The 19,068-nt window shown below is 74.7% G+C and carries 17 protein-coding genes; 7 read left to right on the plus strand and 10 right to left on the minus strand.

Annotated features, from left to right (window positions below; all coding sequences use genetic code 11):
- Positions 1-85: 85 nt before the first annotated feature.
- From O7598_RS22640 to ftsY, 9 genes are all read right to left on the minus strand, one after another.
- Complete coding sequence (locus O7598_RS22640) at positions 86-742, minus strand: response regulator transcription factor (RefSeq protein WP_269693305.1); 657 nt, start codon at positions 740-742, stop codon at positions 86-88.
- The gene (locus tag O7598_RS22645) at positions 739-1,872 is read right to left on the minus strand and encodes a sensor histidine kinase (protein ID WP_269693306.1); all 1,134 of its coding nucleotides are present in this window, start codon (positions 1,870-1,872) and stop codon (positions 739-741) included. Before O7598_RS22645 ends, O7598_RS22640 begins: the two co-directional genes overlap by 4 nt.
- A gap of 15 nt (positions 1,873-1,887) precedes the next feature.
- On the minus strand, positions 1,888-2,709 hold the full coding sequence (locus O7598_RS22650) for an ABC transporter permease (protein ID WP_269693307.1): 822 nt from the start codon (positions 2,707-2,709) through the stop codon (positions 1,888-1,890).
- Positions 2,699-3,601, minus strand: a complete 903-nt coding sequence (locus tag O7598_RS22655) for an ABC transporter ATP-binding protein (RefSeq protein ID WP_269693308.1) — start codon at positions 3,599-3,601, stop codon at positions 2,699-2,701. The genes O7598_RS22650 and O7598_RS22655 overlap by 11 nt, the downstream gene beginning before the upstream one ends.
- 133 nt (positions 3,602-3,734) lie before the next feature.
- Positions 3,735-6,098 (minus strand): [protein-PII] uridylyltransferase, encoded by a 2,364-nt coding sequence (locus O7598_RS22660; protein ID WP_269693309.1) that lies wholly within the window; start codon positions 6,096-6,098, stop codon positions 3,735-3,737.
- A gap of 17 nt (positions 6,099-6,115) precedes the next feature.
- A complete protein-coding gene (locus O7598_RS22665; RefSeq protein ID WP_174537509.1) occupies positions 6,116-6,454 on the minus strand; it encodes a P-II family nitrogen regulator in 339 nt (112 codons plus the stop codon).
- A gap of 25 nt (positions 6,455-6,479) precedes the next feature.
- The gene (locus tag O7598_RS22670; RefSeq protein WP_269693310.1) at positions 6,480-7,886 is read right to left on the minus strand and encodes an ammonium transporter; all 1,407 of its coding nucleotides are present in this window, start codon (positions 7,884-7,886) and stop codon (positions 6,480-6,482) included.
- Positions 7,887-8,051: 165 nt separating this feature from the next.
- A complete protein-coding gene (locus O7598_RS22675; RefSeq protein ID WP_269693311.1) occupies positions 8,052-8,915 on the minus strand; it encodes an aminoglycoside phosphotransferase family protein in 864 nt (287 codons plus the stop codon).
- Positions 8,916-8,923: 8 nt separating this feature from the next.
- Positions 8,924-10,105, minus strand: coding sequence for a signal recognition particle-docking protein FtsY (gene ftsY / locus O7598_RS22680; protein WP_269693312.1), 1,182 nt, complete (start codon positions 10,103-10,105; stop codon positions 8,924-8,926).
- A gap of 146 nt (positions 10,106-10,251) precedes the next feature.
- Here ftsY and O7598_RS22685 point away from each other — a divergent pair, with 146 nt between their 5' ends.
- From O7598_RS22685 to O7598_RS22710, 6 genes are all read left to right on the plus strand, one after another.
- The gene (locus tag O7598_RS22685; protein WP_269693313.1) at positions 10,252-11,964 is read left to right on the plus strand and encodes an alkaline phosphatase D family protein; all 1,713 of its coding nucleotides are present in this window, start codon (positions 10,252-10,254) and stop codon (positions 11,962-11,964) included.
- 13 nt (positions 11,965-11,977) lie between these two features.
- Positions 11,978-12,403, plus strand: a complete 426-nt coding sequence (locus O7598_RS22690; protein ID WP_269693314.1) for a MarR family winged helix-turn-helix transcriptional regulator — start codon at positions 11,978-11,980, stop codon at positions 12,401-12,403.
- 112 nt (positions 12,404-12,515) lie between these two features.
- Complete coding sequence (locus tag O7598_RS22695) at positions 12,516-14,141, plus strand: MDR family MFS transporter (protein WP_269693315.1); 1,626 nt, start codon at positions 12,516-12,518, stop codon at positions 14,139-14,141.
- 4 nt (positions 14,142-14,145) lie between these two features.
- Complete coding sequence (locus O7598_RS22700; protein ID WP_269693316.1) at positions 14,146-14,634, plus strand: universal stress protein; 489 nt, start codon at positions 14,146-14,148, stop codon at positions 14,632-14,634.
- A gap of 67 nt (positions 14,635-14,701) precedes the next feature.
- On the plus strand, positions 14,702-15,232 hold the full coding sequence (locus O7598_RS22705) for a DinB family protein (protein ID WP_269693317.1): 531 nt from the start codon (positions 14,702-14,704) through the stop codon (positions 15,230-15,232).
- Between the two features lie 205 nt (positions 15,233-15,437).
- Entirely contained in the window at positions 15,438-16,931 is a 1,494-nt protein-coding gene (locus tag O7598_RS22710; RefSeq protein WP_269693318.1) for a N,N-dimethylformamidase beta subunit family domain-containing protein, read from the plus strand.
- Positions 16,932-16,965: 34 nt separating this feature from the next.
- On the opposite strand, the gene O7598_RS22715 is transcribed toward O7598_RS22710, so the two are convergent.
- Positions 16,966-17,955, minus strand: coding sequence for an ArsR/SmtB family transcription factor (locus O7598_RS22715; RefSeq protein WP_269693319.1), 990 nt, complete (start codon positions 17,953-17,955; stop codon positions 16,966-16,968).
- Between the two features lie 77 nt (positions 17,956-18,032).
- Here O7598_RS22715 and O7598_RS22720 point away from each other — a divergent pair, with 77 nt between their 5' ends.
- Complete coding sequence (locus O7598_RS22720; RefSeq protein ID WP_269693320.1) at positions 18,033-18,968, plus strand: superoxide dismutase; 936 nt, start codon at positions 18,033-18,035, stop codon at positions 18,966-18,968.
- The last annotated feature ends 100 nt before the right edge of the window (positions 18,969-19,068 follow it).

Consider the following 19,068-nt stretch of genomic DNA (forward strand, 5'->3'; position numbering starts at 1 on the left):
GGCGGGCACAGCGGCCGGGCCGGCTGTCCAGCCCACCGTTAGGGTAGCCCGCCGCCCCTACCCCCGCTCCGACCCGGCCGGAGCCTCAGGAGACGACCAGCCCCGACTGGTAGGCGAAGACCACCAACTGCGCCCGGTCCCGGGCGCCGAGCTTGACCATGGCCCGACTGACATGGGTACGCGCGGTCGCCGGACTGACCACCAACCGCTCGGCGATCTCGGCGTTGCTCAACCCCTCCCCGACCAGGCCCACCACCTCACGTTCCCGGTCGGTCAGCGCGTCCAGCCGGGGATGCGGGCGCGGCACCCGGGCCGGCCGGGTGGCGAACTCCCGGACCACCCGGCGGGTCACCGACGGGGACAGCAGCGCCTCCCCCTCCGCGACCAGACGGATCGCCCGCAGTAGCTCGACGGGCCGGGTGTCCTTGGTGAGGAAGCCGCTGGCGCCGTGCCGGAGCGCGTCGAAGACGTACTCGTCCAGCTCGAACGTGGTCAGCACCACCACCCGGGTGCCGGCCAGCGCCGGGTCGCCGACGATGCGGCGGGTGGCCTCGATGCCGTCCACACCGGGCATCCGCACGTCCATCAGCACCACGTCCGGGCGTTCCCGGCGGGCCGCCGCCACGGCGGCCAGCCCGTCCGCGGCCTCCCCGACGACGGTCAGGTCGTCCTCGCTCTCCACCAGCGCGCGCAGGCCGATCCGGACCAGGTCCTGGTCGTCGGCGAGCAGCACCCGAATCATGTGACCTCCCCCGTGGGCAGCGTGGCGTGCACCCGGAAGCCGCCGCCCGCGGCCGGTCCGGCGTCGAACGTACCGCCGAGCGCGGTGACCCGTTCGCGCATCCCGGCCAGGCCGGAGCCGGCGGCCCGGTCCGCCGGGGCGGGCCGGCCCCGGCCGGTGTCGGTGACCTCGACGGTGACCTCGCCCGGCGCGTAGCCGACGCGGACCGCGGCGGTGGCCGGGCCGGCGTGGCGCAGCACGTTCGTGAGCGCCTCCTGCGCCACCCGGTAGGCGGCCAGGTCCACCGCCACCGGCAGCGGGCGCGGTTCCCCGCTGGTCTCGACGGTGACCGGCACCCCGGCGCCGGCCAGCCGCTCCCGCAGGTGCGGGAGCTGCGCCAGCCCCGGCACCGGCGCGCGCTCGTCGGTCACCTCCTCGCGGCGGACCACGGTCAGCGTCACCCGCAACTCGTCCAGCGCCTCCTTGCTGGTGCGGCTGATCGCGGTGAGCGCCGCCTCGGCCTGCTCGGGCCGGCGGGCCAGCAGGTGCAGCGCGACCTCGGCCTGGAGGTGGATCGCGGCGAGCCCGTGGCCCACCACGTCGTGCACCTCCCGGGCCACCCGCAGCCGCTCCGCGTCGGCCAGCCGGCGCGCCTCGTCGCTCCGGCTCCGGGCGGCGGCCTCCCGACTCAGCCGCACGGTGACCCCGACCGCGAACGGCACCACCACCCAGGCCGCCACCGGCATGAGACCGACGGCGCCGGGCGGTCGCACGCCGACGAAGACGTACAGCGCCAGCGCCGCCAGCACGACCGCGCCGGCCACCGCCGCGGTCCGGACCGGCAGGTGCGCGGCCACCGTGTAGACCGCGACGACGAAGGACAGCAGGATCGGGCCGTACGGCTGGCCGAGCATCAGGTACCCGGTGGTCGCCGCGGCGACCACCGCCAGGGTGGGCAGCGGCCAGCGTCGGCGTACCGCCAGCGCCAGCGCCGCCACCACGACCGGCGGGTAGGCGACCGGGCCGGCGTGCACGCCCTGGTTCAGGCCGGCCGGCACGGTACCGGCCAGCCCGATCGCCAGCAGCGCGACGCAGAGCAGCCCGTCGAGCAGCCACCGCCGCCGGTCACCGCGCCCGCGGTCCACGTCCACTTCCCGTCCCCCGACTCAGCCGATGTCCCGCCGGCGCAGCAACGCCGCGCCGACCACCGCGAAACCGACCAGGTACGCGGACACCACCACCGCCGCCTGCCCACCGCCCACGGTGGCCGCCACGCCGGGGGTGTCCCCGGGCGCGCCCAGCGCCGCCGCCAGCGCACCGGCGTTCGGGCCCGGCAACCCCCGCTGGGCGGTCGCCACCCAGTCGACGAGCGGGGCGGCGATCGCGGCGAGCAGGTTCTGCACGGCGAGCATCCACACCAGACCCAGGCCGACCGGCAGCGCCACCGCGCGCAGCGCCACCGCGAGCACGGCACCGAGCATCGCCCACATCGTCGCGATGAGCCACCCCGCGCCGACGCCGACCACCAGGTCGACCGCCGACGGCCAGCGCACCGGTTGCCCCTCGGCGGACGCGATGAGCGCGGCGGCCACCGCGCCCACCGCGAACACGGCGAGCACCACGGCCAGCGCGGCGAGCGCGAGGGCGAGCAGCTTGCCGGCGTACACCTCGAGCCGCGTGGGCCCCTGGGTGAGCACGGTCTTCCAGGTGCCCCAGCCGTACTCGCCGCCCACCATGAGCACACCGAGGATCAGCAGGATCGCGCCGAGGAAGACCGGCAGGCCGCCGAGCGAATTGCCGACCAGGTGGTCGGGGAACATCGCGGGCAGCGCCCGGTCGGTGTTCGGGCCGTCGGCGCCACCGGCCGCACCGGCGTACGGGAAGAGATAGGTGAAGATCAGCGACAGCGCCAGCGTGATGGCCAGCAGCAGCCAGGCGGCCGGCCGGCGGACCAGCTTGACCAGTTCGGCGCGGAGACTACGCGACATCGGCCGTACCCCTTTCCACCAGGTCGAAGAAGATCTGCTCCAGGTCCCGCTCCCGGGGCCGCAGCTCCCGCACGGCGAGCCCGGCGCCGACCAGTTCGGCGTTCAGCCAGGCCGCCCGCTCCGGCGCGATCGTCAGCTCCAAACCGCCGTCGACGACGCGTACCCGGTCCGCGCCGACGAGTTCCCGGGCCCGCGCCACCGCCTGCTCCGGCGGGTCGGCGAGCACCCGCAGCCCGGCCGCGCCGCGCAGCTCGTCGACGCTGCCCTCGGCCACCAGCTCGCCGCGGGCGATCACGCCGACCCGGTCGCAGACCTGCTCGACCTCGCCGAGCAGGTGGCTGGAGACCAGCACTGTCGACCCGGCCGCGCCGAGCCGCCGGATCAGGTTCCGCATGTCCGCCATGCCGGCCGGGTCGAGGCCGTTCGTCGGCTCGTCCAGGATCAGCAGGCGCGGGTCCTTCAGCAGCGCGGCGGCCACCCCGAGGCGCTGCTTCATGCCCAACGACCAGCCGGCGTACCGGTCGCCCGCCCGGTCGGCGAGGTCGACCAGGTCGAGCACCGCCGCGACCCGGTCCGCGCCGACCCCGGCGTAGCGGGCCAGCACCCGCAGGTTGTCCCGGCCGGACAGGTACGGGTAGAAGGCCGGCCCCTCGATGAGCGCGCCGACGCCGGTGAGCCGCCCGGCGCCGGGCGTGCGGCCGAGCAGCCGTACCGTCCCGCCGCTGGGCCGGATCAGGCCGAGCAGCATGCGCAGGGTGGTGGTCTTGCCGGCGCCGTTGGGGCCGAGGAAGCCGTACACCTCGCCGGCCCGCACGGTCAGGTCGAGATTCCGCACGGCGGTGCGGCCGCCGTACCGTTTGGTGAGCCCTTCGGTCTGCACTGGCAGGTTCATGCCGTAGAGCGTCCCGCCGCCGGCCGCGCCACGCGTCGGCCCGCCGGCGGCTACCCGCGTACGTCAGCCGGCGTAGCTCGGGTGTCAAGCGGGGCCCCTGCTCTACCGAATGCGTTGGAAGGGGGCCCCGGCCTTACACGGCGGCGAGGACGGCGGCCTCGACGCGGGCGCGGTGCTCGTCCGAGGGCGCGCCGCCGACCAGGTAGAACGCGTCGACCACGTCGCCGCCGAGGGTGGAGATCCGGGCGGCGCGCACCTGGGCGCCGGCCTCGTCGAGCGCGCAGGTGACCCGGTAGAGCAGGCCGGCCGCGTCGGCCGCGCGCAGCTCCAGCAGCACCGCGTCGGTGGCGGCCTCCCGGTGCCAGACCACCCGGGGGGCCGCCCCCCGGCTCCGCGCCGCCAGCGCCCGGCCGCGCAGGCGCTGGATGACCGAGACGTCGCCGGCGACCGCCCGGCGCAGGTCGGCGCCGAGCGCGATCGGGTCGGGGGCCAGCCCGTAGCGCGGCTGCACCCGGCACTCGACCAGGGCCCGGCCGTCGACCGTGGCGGCGTCCGCGGAGATCACCTCCAGCCGGTGCAGGGCCAGGCAACCGGCCACCGTGGCGAGCAGCCCCCGCCGGTCGGCGGCGGCCACCGCCACCCGGTCCTCCCCCAGGTGTACGACCGGAAGCGGCCCGGCGACCAGCGCCGGGTCGGGGGCCGGCGGGGCGGGCACCACGCCGGTGTCCAGCGTGGTGCGTGCCCGGGCGACCAGTTCGGCGACCAGCCGGCCCTTCCAGCCGGACCAGGCGGCCGGGCCGGTGGCGGCGGCGTCGGCCTGGACGAGGGCGTGCAGCAGTTCCAGGGTGCCGGTGTCGCCGACCCGTTCGGCGACACCGGCGATCGTCTTCGGGTCGGACAGGTCCCGCCGGGTGGCCACGTCGGGTAGCAGCAAATGCAGCCGGACCAGCGTGCCGATCAGCGTCGCCTCGGCCGGGGGCAGCCCGATCCGGGTGGCGATCGCCTCGGCCAGCGGCGCGCCGACCGTCGAGTGGTCACCGGGGAGTCCCTTGCCGATGTCGTGCAGGAACGCGCCGAGCAGCAGCAGGTCCGGTCGTTCCACCTCGCGGGTGTGCCGGCTCGCCTCGTACGCGGTCTGCACCAGGTGCCGGTCGAGGGTGAACCGGTGCACCGGGTTGTGCTGCGGCAGGCTGCGCAGCCGGGTCCACTCGGGCAGCCAGCCGTCGATCAGCCCGTACCGGTCGCAGGTCTCCCAGGCCGGCACCAGGCCAGATCCGGCGCCGAGCAGCGTGATCAGCGCGGCGCGGGCGGCCGGCGGCCACGGCGCGGGCAGCGGCGGGCAGTAGGCGGCCAGCCACTCGCAGGTGGCCCGGGCGATGGGCAGCCGGGTGGTGGCCGCCGCGGCCGCGATCCGCAGCGACAGGCTCGGGTCGGGGCGGGCCCCGATGGCGGTCCGGGCGAGCACCAGCTCGCCGTCCTGCTCGACGACGTCGCGGGCGACCGGCCGGCGCACCGGTCGGCCGGGGGCGGCGCGGTGCCGGCCGGAGCGGAGCCGGTCGGCGGCCCGCCAGGCGTCGTCCAGGGCGTGGCTGACCGTCCGCGCGTCGCCGGCCACCAGCCGCAGCAGCATGTCGCCCTCGGCGACCGGCGGCGGGGCGTCGTCGTCCCGGACGGGCGCGCGACCGTCGGCCGCGGAGCTGTCGGACGCGGCCCCGACGGGCGTGCCGAGCTGGGGCTGTCGCAGCCCGAGCAGGGCGGCCACGCCGTCGCGTTCCTGGGCGAGCAGCCGGTCGACCCGGCGGCCGACCTGCTGGTGCAGGGCGTCGCGGGTGTCCAGCAGGCGCCGGTGCGCGGCGTGCACGGCCGGGCGGAGCGCGTCGGTGACGCCGGCGGTGGCGATGGCGCGCAGGATGCCGACGTCCCGCAGGCCGCCGGCGGCCTCCTTGAGGTCGCCCTCCAGCAGGAAGGCCAGCTCGCCGTGGGCCTCCCAGCGGGCCGCGGTGATCTCGCGCAGGCCGGGCAGCTGGCGGATCGCGGTGCGCCGCCAGTGGTCGGTGGCGGTGCGGGCGAGCTGCCCGGTCAGGGCCGGGTCGCCGGCCACGTGCCGGGCGTCGAGCAGGCCGAGGGCGACCTTGACGTCGTCCTGGGCCACCGAGAGCGCCTCCGCGACGGTGCGTACCGAGTGGTCGAGCCGCAGCCCGGCGTCCCAGATCGGATACCAGAGCGACGCGGCCAGTTCGTCGATGCCGGCCACGCCCGCGTGCAGCAGCACCAGGTCGAGGTCGCCGTAGGGGGCGCACTGGCGACGACCGAGCCCGCCCACCGCGACCAGCGCGACGCCGGGCCGGGCCGGGAAGATCCGGCGCAGCCAGGCGTCGAGCGCGTCGGCCCGGGCGGTCCGGGCCGGCTCGCCGATGCCGCCCGGCACGCCGGCGACCTCGTTGACCACGGGCACGCCGGACCCGGTGGGGCCGGTGGCCGTGGTCAACGAGGTCACGTCTGCGGGTTCCGTCGTCAGAGGGCGTCGAGCCCGCGCTCGCCGGTACGCACCCGGACGACCTCCTCGACGCCGGTCACCCAGACCTTGCCGTCGCCGATCTTGCCGGTCCGGGCGGCGCCGACGATCGCGTCCACGATCTTGTCGACGTCGATCTCGTCGGTGAGCACCTCGACCCGGATCTTGGGCAGGAACTCCACCGTGTACTCGGCACCCCGGTAGACCTCGGTGTGCCCCTTCTGCCGGCCGTAGCCCTGCACCTCGCTGACGGTCAGCCCGGCCACGCCGAGCGCGTGCAGGGCCTCCTTCACCGCGTCCAACTGGTACGGCTTGATGACCGCGGTCACCAGCTTCATGTCCAACCCCTCCATCCCTGGAACGTTAACCGGCGACCTTCTCGCTGACCGGCGCGGACTCGTCCGCCTCGTCGGCGGGCTCCGGGTTCGGCCTGGTGCCGCCGATCCCGGCCATGGCGAACGCGCTCGTGCTGCTGCCCGTGGTGGGCGACAGGTCGTACGCGCTCTCCGCGTGCTCGGCGACGTCGATGCCGTCGACCTCGGCCTCGGCCGACACCCGGAAGCCGATCGTCTTCTGGATCGCGAAGGCGAGCAGCCAGGCGACGCCGCCCGACCAGACGGTGACGATCAGACCGGCCAGCGCCTGCCGACCGAGCTGGGTCACGCCGCCGCCGTAGAACAGGCCGTCGGAGGCGCCGACCACGTCACCGATCGCGCTGTTGACGGAGTTGGTGGCGAACAGGCCGAGCCACAGCGACCCGATCCAGCCGCCGACGAAGTGCACGCCGACCACGTCGAGGGAGTCGTCGTAGCCGAGCTTGTACTTCAGGCTGATGGCGAGCGCGCAGACCGCGCCGGCCACGCCGCCGAGCAGGACCGCCGCCCAGGGTGCGATGAAACCGCAGGCCGGGGTGATGGCGACCAGGCCGGCCACCGCGCCGGAGGACGCGCCGACCATGGTCGGGCGGCCGTCCTTGATCCGCTCGACCAGCAGCCAGCCGAGCACCGCCGCGGCGGTGGCGAGCTGGGTGTTGAGGAACGCCAGACCGGCCACCGAGTCGACGGTCAGCTCGGAACCGGCGTTGAAGCCGAACCAGCCGAACCAGAGCAGGCCGGCGCCGAGCGCGACCAGCGGGATGTTGTGCGGCTTCATGCCCTCCCGCGGCCAGCCGACCCGCTTGCCGAGCACCAGCGCCACGCCGAGCGCCGCCGCACCGGCGTTGATGTGCACCGCGGTGCCACCGGCGAAGTCCAGCGCGTGCAGCTTGGCGCCGATGATGCCGCCGCCCCACACCCAGTGCGCGACCGGGAAGTAGACCAGGGTGGCCCAGCCGAACGCGAAGAGCAGCCAGCCGGAGAACTTGGCCCGGTCGGAGATGGCGCCGCTGATCAGCGCGACGGTGATCACCGCGAAGACCATCTGGAACGCCATGAACACGTAGAGCGGGATGCCGATGCCGCTGGGGTTCTCCGCCGTGGCGCCCCAGAGGTCGGTCTCGGCGAGGAACGTCTTGGTGCCGAGGTAGGCGCCCGGGTCACCCCAGAGCCCGTTGACGTCGCTGCCGAACGCGACGCTGAAACCGTAGAACCACCACAGAACTGAGATGAGCCCGATGGCCGAGAAGCTCATCATCATCATGTTGAGCACGCCCTTGGACCTGTTGAGGCCGCCGTAGAACAGCGCCAGGCCGGGGGTCATGAGCAGCACGAGAGCGGTCGAAACCAGCAGCCATACGGTGTTGCCGCCGTCGATCGTCGGTGCTTCAGGCACGCTGGCCTCCTAAAGGTGAAGTTCCCTCCTTCGCGGCTTCCGGGGCAGCGTCGCCCGTACGCCGGTTGCGCGGAAGCTTGGTCGGCCGCTGTTTCCTGTACCGACACCGCTCGATTTCCGACACGTGACGGGTTGTTTCCGGCGTGTGAAGAACGCCGATCTTGCTCAGCGCAGCGCGTACTCCAGGTGGTGCCGCTCGTAGTCGAGCAGGCGCAGGTCCCGCATCGGCCGGCGGAGGTGGCCCTTGTGCACGATCCGGACGAACGCCGGCTCGCCGGCGGCGGCCATCCGCCGGATGCCCTCGACGTGGTCGACGATGCGCTTGCGGATGGTGCGGATGAGCCGGTGCCGGTCGCGCGGGATCAGCCCGTACGCGTCGGCGAAGAGCCGCAACCGGCGCGGCCGGTCGGGCCGCTTCCAGCCGAGCGTGACGGAGTCCCGGTCGGAGAAGATCGGCACCCAGGTCCACGCCGCGTACGCCACGTCGTAGATGCGGGCGCCGGGCGAGGCGAGGTCGAAGTCGATCAGCCCGAGCGTGCCGTCGGGCCGCCAGATCACGTTGTGCGGGGCCGCGTCGTGGTGGCAGATGACCTCGGTGTCCGGCGGGGGCGGCCCGAACGAGCGCCAGACCGCGCCGGGCGGCGGGGTGAAGCCGTACTGGGCGTCGTGGAACATCCGCAGCATGGTGGCCACGGTGACCAGCGCCTCGTCGGTGACCCAGTGCGGGGCCAGCGGGTACTCCCCGCACTCCCCCTCCAGGTATGACAACACCTCCCGGTTGCGCTCGTCCATGCCGAGCGCGCGCGGGGCGCCGGTGAAGCCGACGTATTCCAGGTGGCGCAGCAACGCGTGGACCGAGGGCGTCCACGGCCCGGCATTGCGCCGGACCGTGTCGCCCACGCGGACCACGGTGCTCACGTTCCCGCCGTGCAGCGGGATCTCCTGCGAAGTCACGTACGGTCTCCCGAGGCGTGGCGACGGGTGGTCGGGGTCGCGCCACCCCGCGTAGGCGCGATCGTCAGTCGTCACGGGAGAGGCTACGCGTCCCGGCCGAGCGGCTCGGTGCCGAGCAGCGCGTCGACGAACTGCGCCGGGTCGAACGGGGCCAGATCGTCCTTGCCCTCGCCGAGGCCGACCAGCTTGACCGGGATGCCGAGCTTGCGCTGCACGGCGATCACGATGCCCCCCTTGGCCGTCCCGTCGAGCTTGGTCAGCACCACGCCGGTGACGTTGACCGCCTCGGTGAAGACCCGCGCCTGCTCCAGGCCGTTCTGGCCGGTGGTGGCGTCCAGCACCAGCAGCGTCTCGTCGATCGGGCCGTGCTTCTCCACCACCCGCTTGACCTTGCCCAGCTCGTCCATCAGGCCGACCTTGTTCTGCAGCCGGCCGGCGGTGTCGATCAGCACGGTGTCGACGCCGACCTCGATGCCGCGCTTGACCGCGTCGAACGCGACGCTGGCCGGGTCGGCGGCCTCCGGCCCGCGGACCGTCTCGGCGCCCACCCGGCCGCCCCAGGTCTCCAGCTGGTCGGCGGCGGCGGCCCGGAACGTGTCGGCCGCGCCGAGCAGCACGGTGCGGCCGTCCGCCACCAGCACCCGGGCGATCTTGCCGCAGGTGGTGGTCTTGCCGGCGCCGTTGACGCCGACCACCAGCAGCACCGCCGGGACGCCGTCGGTCGACGTGGTCCGCAGCGACCGGTCCAGGCTCGGGTCGAGCGCGTTGACCAGCTCGGTGGCGAGCAGCGTGCGCAGCTCGTCGCCGGTGCGGGTGCCGAGCACCCGGGTCCGCTCGCGCAGCCGGTCGACGATCTCCCGGGTGGAGTCGATGCCGACGTCGGCGGTGATCAGGCTGTCCTCGATCTCCTCCCAGGTGTCCTCGTCGAGGCGGTCCCGGCTGAGCAGGCCGAGCAGGCCCTTGCCGAACGCGTTCTGGGAGCGGGACAGCCGGGAGCGCAGCCGGACGAGCCGGCCGGCGGTGGGCTCGGGCACCTCGATCGACGGCGCGCCGACCGGCGGCGCCTCGACCACCACGCCGGTGCTCAGCTCCGCCTCGGGGGCCTCCACCGGCGGTCCGGCCAGGTCCTCCTCGGTGCGGGTGTCGACCTCCGTGGTCGGCAGCGGCGGCTCCGGGCGCCGGCGCAGCCGGGGCACCACGAGGCTCAGGCCACCGATGATCAGCACGCCGAGCAGGGCGAGAGCGACGAGGAGGTATTCCTTCATGCCCGAAATCCTGTCAGATGCCGGCGACGGCGTCCCACTCACGGCCTCGGCACGCGAACAACCTGCGGGTACGCTCGCTGCTGGAAGGCGTACCGCAACCGCCGGCCGGGTAGGAAGACCCAATCGATCTTGTCGGAGGTAACGTCGTGCCCGGTTCCCGCCTGCTCATCGGCCCACTGCTACGCCGGGTCGTCGACACGCGGGCCACCGTCTGGGTGGAGACGAGCGCGCCCGCCGTGGTCACCGTCCGCACGGCCGACGGCGCCACCGGCAGCGCGCCCACCTTCTCCGCGTACGACCACCACTACGCGATCGTGATCGTGACCGGGCTCACCCCGGACAGCGCCACCGAGTACGAGGTGCTGGTCGACGACGAGGTGGCCTGGCCGCTGCCGGACGACGCGTTCCCGCCCAGCGTGATCCGCACCCGCGCGGCCGACGACGGCGACCAGCCGGTGCGCCTGGTCTTCGGGTCCTGCCGGGAGACCACCCAGCACTCCACCGCGCGCAAGCTGCCGCCGGACGCGCTGGACGCGTACGCCCGGCGGGTGATGGCCGCGCCCGACGAGGTCACGCTGCCCGACCTGCTGGTGCTGCTCGGCGACCAGGTCTACGCCGACGAGACCTCGCCGACCGTGCGCAAGCTGCTCAAGCGGCGCCGGCGGCGGCCGAAGGACGCCCCGGCGACGCAGGTGGTCAGCTTCGACGAGTACACGAAGCTCTACCTGGAGTCCTGGCGCGACCCGGAGATCCGCTGGCTGCTCTCCACCGTGCCGAGCGTGATGATCTTCGACGACCACGAGGTCATCGACGACTGGAACACCTCGCAGTCGTGGCGGGCGGACATGCGCGAGGAGCCGTGGTGGGCCGAGCGGATCCGCAGCGGCCTCGCCTCCTACTGGGTCTACCAGCACCTGGGCAACCTCAGCCCGGACGAGATCGCCGCCGACCCGGTCTACGCCAAGGTGGTGGCCGCCGAGGACGCCACCGGCGTGCTGCACGAGTTCGGCGAACGGGTGGACACCGAGGCCGACCTGGCGCACGACACCGAGCGCTGGCGGGCCGTGCAATATCAGTGGAGCTACGCGCTGGACCTGGGGCGGACCCGCCTGGTCATGCTGGACAACCGGTCCAGCCGGGTGCTCCTGCCGGGCAGCCGGGCGATGCTGCCGCCGGGCGAGTGGTCGTGGTTCCTCGACCAGGCCCACGGCGCCTACGACCACCTGGTGGTGGGCACCTCGCTGCCCTGGCTGATGCCGCCGGGCATCCACCACGTGGAGGCGTGGAACGAGCGCCTCGCCGACTCCGACCGGCAGTGGGTGGCGCGGCTGGCCGAGCAGATGCGCCGGGCCTGGGACCTGGAGCACTGGGCGGCGTTCCGGCGCTCCTTCGACGCGCTCGGCGAGCTGTTCGCCCGGTTGGGCAGCGGCGCCGCGGCGCGCACCGGCGCGCGGGTGGGCGCCGGTCCGGCGTACCCGCGTCCGGCCTCGATCAGCGTGCTCTCCGGCGACGTGCACCACTCGTACGTGGCCCGGGCCCGGTTCGCCGACCGGGGCGTGAAGACCCCGGTGCACCAGCTCACCTGCTCGCCGATCCACAACCAGGTGCCGGCCGGGATGCGCCCGCTGATGAAGCTCGGCTGGAACCCGGGGCCGGCCGGGGCGACCCGGGCGCTGGCCCGCTCGGCCGGGGTGCGCCGGCCGTCGGTGCGGTGGCGGAAGCTGGCCGGGCCCTACTTCGGCAACGCGGTGGCCACGCTGACCCACCGGGGCCGGTCGGCCGCCGTGGTGATCGAGGGGACCACCAGCGACGGCGAGCTGCGGCCGGTGGCGCGCCAGCAGCTCAGCGACGAGGCATGACTATCCTCTGACCGTGGACGAGACGCTGCGCGCCGTGGAACACGAGTTGACCGCGCTGCTGCGCCGCGGCCGGGCGCTGTCCTGGGAGATCGCCCGCGAGGTCCACCCGAACCTGGAGCCGAACGCCTACGGGCTGCTGCTCTGGCTGCGCCGTTCGGGCCAGATCCGGCTCACCGACCTGGCCGTCAAGCTGGGCATCGGCAAGGGCACGCTGAGTCGGCAGATCGGCGGCCTGGAGGCGCTGGGCCTGGTGCGCCGCGACCCGGACCCGACCGACCGGCGGGCCGCGCAGCTCAGCCTCACCGAGGAGGGCACCCGGCGCTTCGACGCGGCCCGGGCGGCCCGACTCGGGCAGATCCGGCGCTCGCTGGAGGACTGGCCGAAAGAGGACGTGGCGGACTTCGCCCGGCTGATGCACCGGTTCAACGAGACGTTCTGACCTGCGCCGCGGGAATAGGAGCCGCGCCACTCGCGGTTGTTGCTTGAGGCAACCAAGCCATACGGTTGCCCGAGGCAACCCGCAACTCCTCTCCTCTCGGAGGCTTTCCACGATGACGCAGGCGACAGCGCCCACCCGGGCGGCGACCGCCGTCGACATGTCCCACCGGCAGATCCTGGAGGCGCTCTCCGGCCTGCTGCTGGGCATGTTCGTCGCGATCCTCTCCTCCACGGTCGTCTCCAACGCGCTGCCGCGGATCATCACCGACCTGCACGGCACCCAGTCCGCGTACACCTGGGTGGTCACCTCCACCCTGCTCGCGACCACCGCCACCACCCCGATCTGGGGCAAGCTCGCGGACCTGACCAGCAAGAAGATCCTGGTCCAGCTCGCCCTGGTGGTCTTCGTGCTGGGCTCGGTCCTGGCCGGTCAGGCCCAGTCAACCGGCGAACTGATCGCCTGCCGCGTGGTGCAGGGCGTCGGCGCGGGCGGCCTCACCGCCCTCGCCCAGGTGATCATGGCGACGATGATCGCCCCGCGCGAGCGCGGCCGCTACAGCGGCTACCTCGGCGCCGTGATGGCGGTCGGCACCATCGGCGGCCCGCTGATCGGCGGCGTCATCGTGGACACCGACTGGCTCGGCTGGCGCTGGTGCTTCTACGTCGGCGTGCCGTTCGCCGTGCTCGCCCTGATCGTGCTCCAGAAGACGCTGCACCTGCCCGTGGTCAAGCGCAAGGTGACCATCGACTGGTGGGGCGCCACCCTGATCACCGCCGCCGTCTCGCTGCTACTCGTCTGGATCACCCTGGCCGGCGACAGGTACGACTGGATCTCCTGGACCAGCGCGGTCATGGTGGCCGGCGCGGTGCTGCTCGGGGCGCTCGCCGTCCGGGTCGAGCAGCGGGCCGCCGAGCCGATGATCCCGCCGCGGCTGTTCCGTAACCGCACCATCACGCTCGCCGTGGTGGCCAGCATCGCGGTCGGCGTCGGCATGTTCGGCGCCTCGGTCTTCCTCGGCCAGTACTTCCAGATCAGCCGCGGCGAGAGCCCGACCATGGCCGGCCTGATGACGCTGCCGATGATCGGCGGCCTGCTGGTCGCCTCGACGGTGGTCGGCCGGATCATCACCAGCACCGGCCGGTGGAAGCGGTGGCTGGTCACCGGCTCGACGCTGCTCACCGCCGGCTTCGCGCTGATGGGCAGCATGCGCGCGGACACCCCGTACTGGCGGCTCGCGATCTTCATGGCGCTGATCGGCCTGGGTCTCGGCATGACCATGCAGAACCTCGTGCTGGCCGTGCAGAACACGGTCGGCACGCACGAGCTCGGCGCGGCCAGCTCGGTGGTGGCCTTCTTCCGCAGCCTCGGCGGCGCGGTCGGCGTGAGCGCGCTCGGCGCGCTGCTCGACCACCGGGTGACCGGCTACCTGTCCGACGGGCTGAGCCGGATCGGCGTCCCGGCCCCCGCCTCCGGTGGCGGCGGCGCGTTGCCGGACGTGCACGCGCTGCCCGCCCCGATCCGCGCCGTGGTGGAGTCCGCGTACGGGCACGGCGCCGGCGACATCTTCCTGGCCGCCGCCCCGTTCGGGCTGCTCGCGCTGATCGCGGTGGTGCTGATCCGGGAGGTGCCGCTGCGCCGCACCAACACCGAACCGGTCTCCGACGAGGTCGAGCGGGAGTCGACGGTGGCCGCCGGCAACGCCGCCGCGGTGGTCCGCACCGGGATCCGGGAGGACTGAGACGATGGACGCGCCGGAACGTGAGCGGTACGGCCCGCAGGCCCGGCCGCTGCCCTTCGAGCGGGGCACCGACGGACCCCGGGTGGTGCTGGTCGGCGTGGACGGCAGCCGCACGTCGATGCGGGCCGCCGCCTACGCGGCGGGGCTCGCCCGCCGGCAGGGCGCCGGGCTGGTGGCGGTCTTCGTCAGCTCGCCGGCCCCGTACAGCGGAATCATGTCCGGGGTGGTGGCCGGCGCGGTGCAGCGGACCCACGACGAGCTGGCCGACGAGCTGCGGCAGGAGTGCCGGCGCGGGGCCGAGGAGCTGGACCTGCCGGTGACGTTCCTGTGCCGGCGCGGCGACGCGTACACCGAGCTGGGCCGGGCCGCCGACGAGCACCGGGCCGACCTGGTCGTGGTCGGCTCCTCCGAGCAGGCCGGCCACCGGCTGGTCGGCTCGGTCGCCACCCGCCTGGTGCGCGCCGGCCGCTGGCCGGTCGTCGTCGTCCCCTGAGGTGTAAGGAAGGGCCCCCGCTTAACGCCTCGCGTTGTAAAGGGGCCCCCGCTTAACATCTGCGATCATGACCTGGAGAGCACCCGACGTCGACCGCCGCGACGAGCCGTTCATCGCCGACGAGCGCGCCATGCTGCAAGGCTGGCTCGACACCCACCGCGACACCCTGCGTCTCAAGTGCGCCGGGCTCACCGCCGAGCAACTGCGCACCCGTAGCGTCGAGCCCTCCGGACTGACCCTGCTCGGGCTGGTGCGGCACATGGCCGACGTGGAGCGCTGGTGGTTCCGCCACCACGCGGCCGGCCTGAACCTGCCCGACATGTACGACTACAGCGTCGACCCGGACGCCGACCTCAACGACATCGCCGACGCCGACCCGGCCGAGGCGTTGGCCACCCTGGCCGCCGAGATCGAGGCCGCCGACCTGGCGGTGGCCGACCTACCGCTGGAGCACACGTTCCCGCACACCCGGCGCGACGGCGGCACCCGCGAGATCAGCCTCCGGTGGGTGTACGTGCACATGATCGAGGAGTACGCCCGGCACAACGGCCACGCGGACCTGATCCGCGAGCGCATCGACGGCGTCACCGGCTCCTGAACCGGCCACCCATCCGCTCGGCCGAACGGCCGGCACCCGACACCTGATCGTCCACAAGTGACCGTTCCCGGCAACGCCACGCCGACCCGGTACGTCTAGCGGCTGAACGGCCGTGGCCGGTTCCGATCACCCCGGCCCCGCCGGGCCCGCACCCGCGGCACCGGAACCGTCGGGCGCACGGGCGACCAGGTGGACGGGGACCGGGATGGGGCACACTCGACGGCGGGCGCTGGGCATCCTCGGCGCGCTCGGTGCGACGGCGCTGGGCACCGGCCCGGGCGATCCGGGTTCGCCGGTCCGGGCGACCACGCCCCGCGCGGCCGGCGCCGGGGCGGTCGTGGTCGAGAACACCAGGCCGGGCGCGGCCGACTTCCGGCTGACCGGGCTGCGGTTCGCCCAGGACGGGCGCGGCGAGATCGCCGGCTACGCGCACGCCACGAGCGTCGCCCCCGGCGCGGAACTGCGGTTCCACGTCTCGGTCGGCCAACCGCAGAAGTACCGGATCACCGTCTTCCGGCTCGGCCACTACCGGGGCGTGGGCGCGCGGCAGGTGGCGGTCAGCCCCTGGCTGGAGGGCGCTCCCCAGGGCCCGCCGCGGGTGGATCCGGCGACCGGCGCGGTGCGCTGCGAATGGCGCCCGGGGTGGCGGCCGACGGTGCCACCGAGCTGGGTGAGCGGCCTCTACCTCGCGCTGCTCGCCGGCGCCTCCGGCCACCACCAGTGGGTCCCGTTCGTGGTGCGCCCGCCGACGACCGGCGGCGGTGCGCTGGTCGTGCTGCCGACCAGCACCTGGCAGGCCTACAACCGGTGGCCGGAGGACGGGCGCACCGGCGCCAGCCTCTACTACGGCTTCGACGCCGCCGGGCACCGCAGCGGGGAGCGCCGGGCCCGGGCGGTCAGCCACGACCGGCCGTACGCCGGTTGCGGCCTGCCGGCCCTGGCCGACCACGACATCGGCTTCGTCCGGTGGGTGGAGGGCCTGGGCCTGGACCTGGGGTACGCCACGAGCGAGGACCTGCACACCGGGCGGGTGGATCCGGCCCGGTTCCGCGCGGTCGTCTTCCCCGGCCACGACGAGTACTGGTCGGCGCCGATGCGCCGGGCGGTGGTCGACGCCCGCGACGCCGGCACCAGCCTGGTCTTCCTGGGCGCGAACAACTGCTACTGGCGGATCCGCTACGGCGCGGACGACGGCGACGACCGCCTGGTCCGGTGCGCCAAGGAGAGCCGGCCGGCGTCCGGCCCGATGCCGCCGACCACGAGGTGGCGGACGGCCGGCCAGGCCGAGCAGCAGTTCATCGGAGCCCAGTACGTCAGCACCGTGGACGGGTACGCCCCGCTCGTGGTGCGGGACGCCGGGCACTGGTTCTGGGCCGGTGCCGGGGTCCGGGACGGCGACCTGATCCCCGAGGTGGTGTGGGGCGAGGCCGACCGGCGCATGGCCCACTTTTCCGGTCCCGAGGCCACGGAGCAGGCGCTGCTGGCCGAGTCCCCCTACCGGCACCAGGGCGCGCCGCAGGTGCAGCAGAGCCGGCTCTACCGGGCCGCGTCCGGGGCCTGGGTGTTCGCCGCCGGCTCGCTGGGCTGGACCCGGGCGGTGGCCGACCCGGCGGTGGCCGACGCCCGCCTGGCCCGGGCCACCGTCAACCTGCTGGACCGGGTGGTCGCCGGCGGCGGAGCGGCGGCGGCGGCGCACTGATCCTGACCGGACCGGATGACGGCCCCGCCACCGGTCACCCCGGTCCGGCCTCCGCCGGGCCGCCCGCCCGCAACAACTGCTCGCCCAGCGGGGTGAGGCAGTGCCGCACCGACGCGCCCGCCCGCCGGGTGGTGATCAGGCCGGCGGCCCGCAGGGTCGCCGCGTGCTCGCTGGCCGTCGCGGCGGAGACACCGACCCGGCGCGCGAGCTGGGACGTGCCGGGGGCCTCGGCGGTCGCCGCGAGCACCGCCGCCCGGGTACGCCCGAGCAGGTCCGCCAGGGGCGCGCGGGATCGCAGGTGCTCCGGGCCCGGCCGGATCGGGTAGACCAGCACCAGCGGGCCGGTCGGGTCGGCCAGCAGGAACGGCTGCGGGGCGAGGTGGCACGGCACGAGGGTCAGCCCGCGTCCGCCGGGGGTCAGCTCGATGTCGTCGGCCACCGCGCACCGGTACGACAGCGCGTAGCTCTCCCCCGTCTCGGCCCACGCCAGGTACGGGCTGAGGTCGCGGAGCACCCGGTCGAGGCCACCGCCGGCCAGGACGTGACCGCGCACCGCCCGGTCGGCGCGTACCGCGGTCTCGACCTCCGTCCAGTAGGGAGCGAGCGCCACGCCGTGGAAGGCGAGCATCGCCGCACGCAGTCGGGCTCGGGCGGCGGCCTCCCCGGCGGCCAGCGGCGCCACCCGGGCGGGCAGCGCACCCGACTCCACCAGCGGGCTGAGCTCGGCGGCGAGCACCTCGTCCGGCGTGCCGGCGACCTGGTCGACCAGGCTGGCGAGACCGCCGTCGAAGCGGGGCGGGGTGAGGAAGTCCGGCAGCAGGTACGGCGTCCGGCACAGGTCGAGGTAGGGCCGCATGTCGGGGCGCAGCGCGGCCCGGGTGCGGGCCCGCCACGCGATGAGGTGGGTCGGCACGTCGGCGAGGACCAGCCGCTGCGCGGCCATCGCCAGCTCGACCAGGGCCGCCGGGCCGGCGTGCAGCACGGTCCGGCTCAGGTCGGTCGCGTTGAGCCGCAGGGTGGTCACCGGCGAACGGTAGCCACCTTTCGGCCCGGCCCGAAAGGGGCTTCCGGTCGGGTCGTCACCGCCGGACGCTCCGTGGGGTGAAGACACTTCTCGCGGCGGCGGCGGTGGTCCTGACGGCGGTGACCGCCGGCGCGCCGGAACCCGCCCCCGTCACCGGCCGCCCCGTCGTCTACGTCGTCTCCGCCGAACCGGACGTGTTCCCGGAAGGGCTCACCGTCACCCCGGCCGGAACCATGTACGTCACCAGTTCGGCCACCGGGGCGGTCTACCGGGGCGACACCCGGCGGGCGGTCCTGCACCCGTTCCTCGCCGCCGGCTCCGACGGCCGGACCAGTGCCGCCGGCATCCGGGCCGACCGCCGGGGTCGGATCTTCGTCGCGGGCTGGCTCACCGGCACGCTCTTCGTGTACGCCCCGGACGGCACCCTGCTGGCCCGCCGGACGGCGGCCGGCGGCGCGGCCCTGAACGACCTGGTGGTCACCGGCGACGCCGTCTACGTCACCGACTCCGCCACCGGCACGCTGTGGCGCGCCGCGCTCGACGGCGGGCGGGTCGGCGCGCTCGTCCCATGGGTGCGTCCGGGCGACTTCCCGGCCGCGCCCACGTTTCTCAACGGCGTCGTCAGCGACCCGTCGGGCCGGGTCGCCCTGGTGGCGGAGCAGGGCGGCGAACGCCTGTTCCGGGTCGACCTGACGGCCCGGGCCGTCACCGAGGTCGAGGTGACCGGTGGCCGGATGGGTGCGGACGGCCTGCTGCTGGAGGGCCATCGGCTGTACGGGGTGGTCAACGAGACGGACGCCGCCGGCGTGACCCGGTTCGCGGTGAACGAGGCCCGGCTCGACGCGGGGTTGCGCACCGCCCGGGTGGTGGGCCGGTCCGGAACGGTCGACACCCGCCGTTCTCCGACCGCGGTGGCCCGCGACGCCGATCGTCTGCTCTGGGTGGAGAGCCAGCTCTTCGCCGACCCGGCCGCCCCGCCGTTCACCGTCACCGAGGTGCCCGGCCTGCGGTGAGCCACCGCCCGGTCGGGCGGGACACGGGGCCCGCCCGACCGGGTCGAGCCACCACTGTGTACGGAATGTTACCGGCTGGTTGGCGGAGAGCTGATAACGT

It is taken from the genome of Micromonospora sp. WMMC241 (genome assembly GCF_027460165.1).
Taxonomy (GTDB): domain Bacteria; phylum Actinomycetota; class Actinomycetes; order Mycobacteriales; family Micromonosporaceae; genus Micromonospora; species Micromonospora humi.